The sequence below is a fragment of the Rhizobacter sp. Root1221 genome, from assembly GCF_001425785.1.
In the GTDB taxonomy this organism is placed as follows: Bacteria; Pseudomonadota; Gammaproteobacteria; order Burkholderiales; family Burkholderiaceae_C; genus Rhizobacter.
The window spans coordinates 497764-504945 of the sequence record NZ_LMDI01000001.1 but is presented as its reverse complement, the minus strand read 5'-3'; the positions used below and the strand labels follow the sequence as shown (position 1 = coordinate 504945).

The 7182-nt window shown below is 65.2% G+C and carries 7 protein-coding genes; all 7 read right to left on the bottom strand.

From position 1 onward, the window contains the following. Positions 1–47: 47 nt before the first annotated feature. The 7 genes from ASC87_RS33655 to ASC87_RS02045 all read right to left on the bottom strand — a co-directional run bounded on the left by ASC87_RS33655 (position 48) and on the right by ASC87_RS02045 (position 7179). The gene (locus ASC87_RS33655; RefSeq protein ID WP_056655796.1) at positions 48–1166 is read right to left on the bottom strand and encodes a carbohydrate porin; all 1119 of its coding nucleotides are present in this window, start codon (positions 1164–1166) and stop codon (positions 48–50) included. Positions 1167–1195: 29 nt separating this feature from the next. Further along, the coding region (locus tag ASC87_RS32965) for a carbohydrate porin (RefSeq protein ID WP_235582006.1) at positions 1196–1423 on the bottom strand (228 nt) is incomplete at its 3' end. A gap of 169 nt (positions 1424–1592) precedes the next feature. Next, on the bottom strand, positions 1593–2684 hold the full coding sequence (locus tag ASC87_RS02065) for an ABC transporter ATP-binding protein (protein ID WP_056655792.1): 1092 nt from the start codon (positions 2682–2684) through the stop codon (positions 1593–1595). Between the two features lies 1 nt (position 2685). After that, complete coding sequence (locus ASC87_RS02060; protein ID WP_056655788.1) at positions 2686–3990, bottom strand: GH1 family beta-glucosidase; 1305 nt, start codon at positions 3988–3990, stop codon at positions 2686–2688. A 37-nt stretch (positions 3991–4027) separates the two neighbouring features. Then, positions 4028–4870 carry a carbohydrate ABC transporter permease gene (locus tag ASC87_RS02055; RefSeq protein WP_056655782.1) on the bottom strand — a complete coding sequence of 281 codons (843 nt, stop codon included), beginning with the start codon at positions 4868–4870 and terminating at the stop codon, positions 4028–4030. A gap of 4 nt (positions 4871–4874) precedes the next feature. Next, positions 4875–5861, bottom strand: coding sequence for a carbohydrate ABC transporter permease (locus ASC87_RS02050; RefSeq protein WP_235582005.1), 987 nt, complete (start codon positions 5859–5861; stop codon positions 4875–4877). Between the two features lie 58 nt (positions 5862–5919). Then, entirely contained in the window at positions 5920–7179 is a 1260-nt protein-coding gene (locus tag ASC87_RS02045; RefSeq protein WP_056655779.1) for an extracellular solute-binding protein, read from the bottom strand. Between the last annotated feature and the right edge of the window lie 3 nt (positions 7180–7182).

Here is a 7182-nt window from a genome sequence, read left to right as displayed (position 1 = left end):
CCCCCAACCGCAACAGCTTCGCCGTCCCCGGCGGTCGACGCGTCAGRTCACCACCAGGTTTCGCCCTGGATGCCGATCGACGTGCCCGACTTCTTGTCGCCGTAGATCTCGGCGGTGCGCGAGCCACCGGCCACGAAGGCCTGGCGCGCGGCCTCGTTCCACACGGCGTGCGTGACGAACAGGCGGATCGTCGGACGCGAGCCCGCGGTGTTGCCACCCGAGACAGCACCGGCCAGCGTGAGCTTCGTCAGCGAGCGCGTGTTACCCACGTCCGGGCTGATGCGGTCGTGGCCCAGCTCGGCCAGGAAACGGAACGGGCCCGAGATGTACGTGTCGGTGCGTGCACCGATCGAGTACCACTTGTCACCTGCGTTGTTGGGTGCGTCGCGGTTGCGGAACTCGGCGATCGCGTCGAACGCCGTGGCGCCGAACTGCGTCGATTCCTGGGCCATCACGCGGGCGGTCTTGATGCCACCTTCACGCTCGTACTTCGCACCCACCAGCAGGTTGCCACCGAGCACACCACCTTGCGTGTGGTACACGCCCAGCGTGGCAGCCTTGGCTTTCTTTGCCGGCTCCACGCCCGTCAGCTGGTTCTTCGTCTGCGTGTTGTCGGCCCCCGACACGTACACCGCCAGCTCGCCGTCCTTGAACGTCTTGATGTTCGTCAGGCGGATGGGGATGGTCAGGCGGTTGTCGAACCCGGTGTCGCTCGGGTTCATCATGACCGCCACGCTCAGCTTGCCGAAGCCGACGTTCACGTCTTCCAGGCCAGCGCCGTCACCGTCGTTTTTCTCGAGGAACTGGTCGTTGATGCCCAGTTGCAGGCGGTTGTAGAACCGGCGGCCGACCCACAGCTTGCCGTTGCCCAGCGCCGAGATGTTGTTGCCGTAGGTGTAGACCTGGCCGTAGCGGGCCACGAGATCGTCGCCCGATTCTTCCGAACCCGGTGCGCCCACGAACTCGTTGCCACCCCAGGCGCGGTACACGCTGGGCATGAAGTGCACGTGCCAGTCGGCACCTTCGTACGAGGCCAGCTTGGCGCTGAAGCTCGGTTCGATCACGTAGTCACACTCGTTGCCGAGACGCCACTTCGTGTCCGCGCCCGGCAGCTGGAAGCACACCTGGGTGCCGCCACGGGCGGTGACGCCCACGCCGGCGCGCATGTAGCCGGAGAAGTCGATCGCAGGGGCCNGTGGTGGCTGGCGGTGTTGAAGCTCGGTTCGATCACGTAGTCACACTCGTTGCCGAGACGCCACTTCGTGTCCGCGCCCGGCAGCTGGAAGCACACCTGGGTGCCGCCACGGGCGGTGACGCCCACGCCGGCGCGCATGTAGCCGGAGAAATCGATCGGCGGGGCCGCCATCGCGGCGGTCCCGATGCCGGCGAGCCCCAGGGCAATGATCAGACGCTTCTTTTTCATGGTTACTCCTCGTCGTGTGTGTAGTGAGGTATCGATCGCCTGCGCGGCGAAGACATCCGTCCGGGGATGGTGCGAGCCATCCCCTGGCCGGAAGAGATGTCCCGGAACCTGCTCCCCGGAAAGCAGATGCCTGGACAGTGGAAACGGCAAGCTCCGGGATTCCTCGAAATCAGTGCAGGGAGAGTGCCTCGCCGGCCTCGCTGAACAGCAGCACCTGAGATGGGTGCGGCGCAAGACCCACGTCGAGCCCGGCGCGCAGGCCTGCCTGGCTGGCCGGCACGCGTACGGACACGGTGTTGTCGGTGCCACGCAGCGTGGCGTGCACGAGCACCGAGTCGCCCAGGTGTTCCAGCAGGTCGATGCGGGCGGCCAGGCCGTCCTCGACACGCGTGACACCCAGGTGCTCCGGCCGGATGCCCAACATCAGCGGGCCACTGGCCGCGGTGGACAACACGCCCGGCACGTCGACAACACCGGCCGGATCGACGCGCAGGCGCACGCCGCTTTCGGCGCGTTCGTGGCCCGTCACGCGGATGAAGTTCATGCGGGGCGACCCGAGGAAGCCCGCGACGAACTTGTTCGCCGGACGGGAGTACAGGTCGAGCGGCGTGCCCACCTGTTCGATGCGCCCCCCGTTGAACACCGCGATGCGGTCGCCGAGCGTCATGGCCTCGACCTGGTCATGGGTCACGTAGATCATCGTGCTGCCGAGTTCCTTGTGGAGCTTCGACAATTCGATGCGCATCTGCATGCGCAGCGAGGCATCGAGGTTGGACAGCGGTTCGTCAAACAGGAACACGCCCGGCTTGCGCACGATGGCGCGGCCGATGGCCACGCGCTGGCGTTGTCCGCCTGACAGGGCCTTCGGCTTGCGGTCCAGCAGGTGCGTGATCTGCAGGATTTCCGCGGCCTTGCCCACGGCCGAGGCGATCTCGGCCTTGCTCTGCCCGGCGAGCTTGAGCGCGAAGCCCATGTTCTCGCCCACGGTCATGTGGGGGTACAGCGCATAGCTCTGGAACACCATCGCCACGCCACGCTGGGCCGGCGGCACGTCGTTGATGAGGCGGCCGCCGATGCTGATCTCGCCGGAGCTGATGTCTTCGAGGCCCGCGATCATGCGAAGCATCGTGGACTTGCCGCAGCCGGACGGGCCCACGAAGACGGCGAACTCGCCGTCGGCGATGTCGAGGTCGATGCCGCGGATCACCTCGATGGAGTTTTCATAGCGCTTGGTGATGCCGCGCAGGGTCAGGGCTGCCATCTCAACGTCCTTTCCGGATGAGGTCGCTATACCAGTGCGCGCTGTCTTTCAGCGTGCGTTGCTGGTTCTCGTAGTCGACGTGCACGAGGCCGAAGCGCTTCGCGTAGCCGGAGTTCCACTCGTAGTTGTCGAACAGGCTCCAGTAGAAGTAGCCGCGGATGTCGACGCCGGCCTCCATGGCCTGCTGCAGTGCGGCCAGGTGGGTGTGGACGTACGCGATGCGGGGGGAGTCGGCCACCTTCCCGCCCACGAGGTGGTCATCCCCCGCGAACCCGTTTTCCGTGATGTAGATGGGCGGCAGGTCGTAGTCGCGGTCGATCTGCCGGAGCAGGTCGGACAGGCCTTGCGGGTAGGTCTCCCACCCCATGTCGTTGACACCCATCGCGTTGGGTGCGGGCACCGGCGGGCTGGACTCGCTGGCCCAGATGCGGGTGTAGTAGTTGATGCCGAGGAAATCGAGCGGCTGGGCGATCGTGTTGAAATCGTTTTCAGAGACGGTCGGGTAAATGCTCAACCCGGGTGCCGTTGGATAGCGCTTCAGGAAAATCGGGTCCATGTACCAGCGCACGAACGCAGCGTACTGGCGTTCGGCGGAATCGCGGTCGGCTTGCGACTGGGTGGCGGCCGTCACGGACGACTGGTTCAACACGATGCCGAGCGGGGCCTTCACGCCGCTCGCGCGCATGGCCTGGAGGGCCTTGCCGTGCGACAGCAGCAGGTGGTGCGCCACCTGGATGGCCAGTTGCGGATCCTTGTTGCCGGGGGCGAACTGGCCCACGTGGTGGCCCAGGTGCGCCGTGCACCAAGGTTCGTTGTGGGTGCAGATGGACGCCACGCGGTCGCCGAGGCGGCGGCCCATCACGTCGGCATAGTCGGCGAAGCAATCGGTGGTGTCGCGCGAGCCCCAGCCGCCCAGGTCCTGGAGGCCTTGTGGCAGGTCCCAGTGGTACAGCGTGACATGCGGCTTGATGCCCTTCGACAGCAGCTTGTCCACCAGGCGGTCGTAGAACGCGAGGCCCTTCTCGTTCCAGGCGCCGTGGCCCTTCGGCTGCACGCGGGACCACGAGATCGAGAACCGGTAGGCATCCACGCCCAGGCTTGCGATCAGGTCGACATCGGTGTCGTAGCGGTGGTAATGGTCACATGCGACGTCGCCCGTGTGGCCTTCGAACGTCTTGCCCGGCTGGTGGGAGAAGGTGTCCCAGATGGAAGGGCCGCGGCCGTCCTCGGCGGCTGCACCTTCGATTTGATAGGCACTGGTGGCAACACCCCACGAGAAATTCGGGGGAAACTTCAATTCGCTCACGCTTGGGCTCCTGGAAAGATGGGGTGGATCAATTCGTTCATGCCTTGACGGCACCGGCCGTGAGGCCTTCGATGAGTCGGCGCGAGGCCATCACGAACATCACGAGCAGCGGCAGCACCGCGATGGACGAGCCGGCGCAGATGGCGCCCCACGGCGTCTGGCCGGTGCCCTGCAGCGACCGCAACGCAAGCGGCACGGTGAACATCTCCATGTCGCGCATCACGATCAGCGGCCCCATGAAGTTGTTCCACGACCCGATGAAGGTGACGAGGCCGAGGGTGCCGAGTGCCGGCCCCACCAGGGGCAGCACGATGCGCCCGAAGATGCCGAACTCGCCGCAGCCATCGATGCGGGCCGCGTCGATCAGGTCCTTCGGGATGGCCGACGTGATGTACTGGCGCATCATGAAAACACCGAGCGCCGAGCATGCGCCGGGCACGATGAGCGCTTTCGGTTCGTTCATCCAGCCGAGCCAGCTCATCGTGATGACCGTGGGGATCATGCCCACGAACGACGGCAGCAGCATGGTGCCCATCACGAAGAGGAACAGCTGGTTCTTGTACTTGAACTCGAACATCGCGAAGGCGTAGCCGGCCAGCGAGCACAGCAGCAGGTTGGCTGCCGTGACGGCCAGCGCCACGTACAGGCTCCAGCCGAGGTTGTGCCAGAAGTACGGCAGCTTCTCGACCAGCAGGCGCAGGTTGCTGACGAACGCGTCGCCGAACCAGAGCGGCGGCGGCAGCGAGAGGATCTCGCGGTCGGCGTGCGTGGCGAACACGAACATGAAGTAGAACGGGGCCAGCATGATCAGCGCGCCGCCGAGGACGATCGCGTAGGCCACGCCGTTGGCCGCAAGAGAGGTATGGCGGAAGGTACTCATGGGGTCAGCCCTTCGTGTCGCGTTGGCCGAGGAACCGGTTGTTGGCCCAGGTGACGCCGGCGATCAGCATGAACAGCAGCCAGGCGATGGCCGACGCGGTGCCGAAGTCACCGTCGACGAACGCGGTGGCGTACATGTGCATGGCCGCGGTCTTGCCGGCCTGGTCAATGCCGCCGGTGCCGCCGGTCAGGATGAAGGGCTCTTCGAAGAGTTGCAGGTTGCCGATGATGCTGAGCGTCACGGCGAAGAAGATCATGGGCCGCAGCAGCGGCAGGCACACATGGCGGAACTGCTGCCAGGGCTTGGCGCCGTCCATCGTGGCGGCCTCGAAGAGGTCTTTCGGAATGGTCTGCATGGCGGAGAGGTACAGCACCGCGTTCCAGCCCACGTAGCGCCACCACACGACGAACGAGATCATCCACTTGGTGTACTGGGGCTGGCCCCAGTCGATCTTCTCGGCGGGGAAGAACCATGAGAGCCCCGGTACGTCGTGCAACGCGGTCAGCGTGGCGTTGACCACCCCGAAGTCACGCGAGAACAGCGACGAGAACACGAGAGAGATGGCCACCGTGGACGTGATGAACGGCAGGAAATAGGCACCCACCACGGCGTTCCGCCACCGGCCGAAGGCCGTGTGCAGGAAAAACGCCAGTGGCAGCGCGACCAGGTGCTGCGGTAGGCCCGACACCAGGGCCAGCCACACCGTGTTGTAGAGCGACGAGTGGAACCAGTCGTCGTTCGTGATCACGAAGATGTAGTTCTCCAGCCCCACCCAGTTCATCGCCGCGAGACCCGCGGCGGGGTCCCAGCGGTGGAACGACAGGTACATCGAGAACAACAGCGGGAACAGGCCGAACACGAAAAACAGCACGAAGAACGGGCTGATGAACACGTACGGAGCCACATCCCGGAAATGCAGCGGTTTGCGCTTGCGTTGGATGGGTGTCGATGGAACGCTGGTAAGCGTTGTCGACGGCTTGGAGTCGGCCATGGCCTGCATGTTGGGCACTCGAACTGGACTGGATGGGCGGTGTCGGGCGGTGCCGGGATCAGCGGCGGACGCGGCGCTTCAGCTGGGCTTGGGCATCAGCCAGGGCGGTCTTGATGTCCTTGTTCTGCTCCAGCACCTTGTCGAGTTCGGCGTTGACGACGCTCTCGGCCACCGGGTCGAACTTGTCGATGGTGGTGGCCGGGATCTTGTCAGCGGCGGTCTTCCAGGCCTGGCGGGCCGGCTGGCCACCGAGGTACTCCATCGGCTGGGCGATGAAGGCGTCGGTCTGCGCGTCGAGCAGCACCGGGAACGAGTCCTGGCTCTTCAGGGCCGTCAGTTGCATTTCCTTGTTGTAGGTCATGAACTGCACGAAGTCCCATGCGGCGGCCTTGTTCTTGGCCTGCTTCGGGATGGCGTAGAACGAGCCTCCCCAGAAACCGAACGCGCCGTTCGGCAACTGGGCCGAGCGCCACTTGCCCTTTTGTTCCGGGGCGAGCCAGTTGTTCAGGTGACCAGCGAGCCAGCCGCCCATCATCTGCGTAGCGATCTTGTCGCGCTTGAAGCCTTCGCTCCACTCGTTGGACCAGGCCGCGATCTTGCCGTCGATGCCCGCGGCACGTGCAGCCTTGGCCAGTTCGAACGCCTTGACGAAACGCGGCGTCGTGACGAGCGAGTTGCCCTTCTTGTCGAAGTAGATGCCGTCACCGTCCTTCAGGCCCGAGCGGATGTAGATGTCCTTGATGTCGGCGGCGTTGCCGAGCATGTAGGCACCGGTGGCCGCCTTCACCTTCTTGCCAGACGCGATGTACGAGTCCCAGCTCTTGATCATGTCGGCTTCGGAGACGCCGGCCTTGTCGAGCAGGTCCTTTCGGTAGAACAGCGCGCCGGGGCCGATGTCGACCGGCAGTGCGGCCAGTGCGCCTGCGCTGCTGGTGGACTGGTTCACCGCGAACTTGGCGAGCTTGTCGCGCTGGGCCAGGCCGTTGAACGGGGCCTTGCTCAGGTCTTCGAGGCAGCCCGATTCGGCGAACTTGCCGATGAAGCCGTTGTCGACGGCCATCACGTCCGGCAGGTTGGCGCCGGTGGCGAGCGACGTGGTCATCGCGGTGTGGTGGTCGGGATACGCGAGGCTCGTGAGCTTGATCTCGACCTCGGGGTGCAGCTTCTTGTACAGCGGAATGGCAGCCTTGACGCCCCGGTCCAGGTCAGGGAACGACGAGACGTTGAGGGTGATGGTGGGTTTGGCGTCCTGGGCTTGGGCGCCAAAGGCCGCAACAACTGCGGCAGTGATCAACAGGGGTTTCAACAGACTTTTCATGGC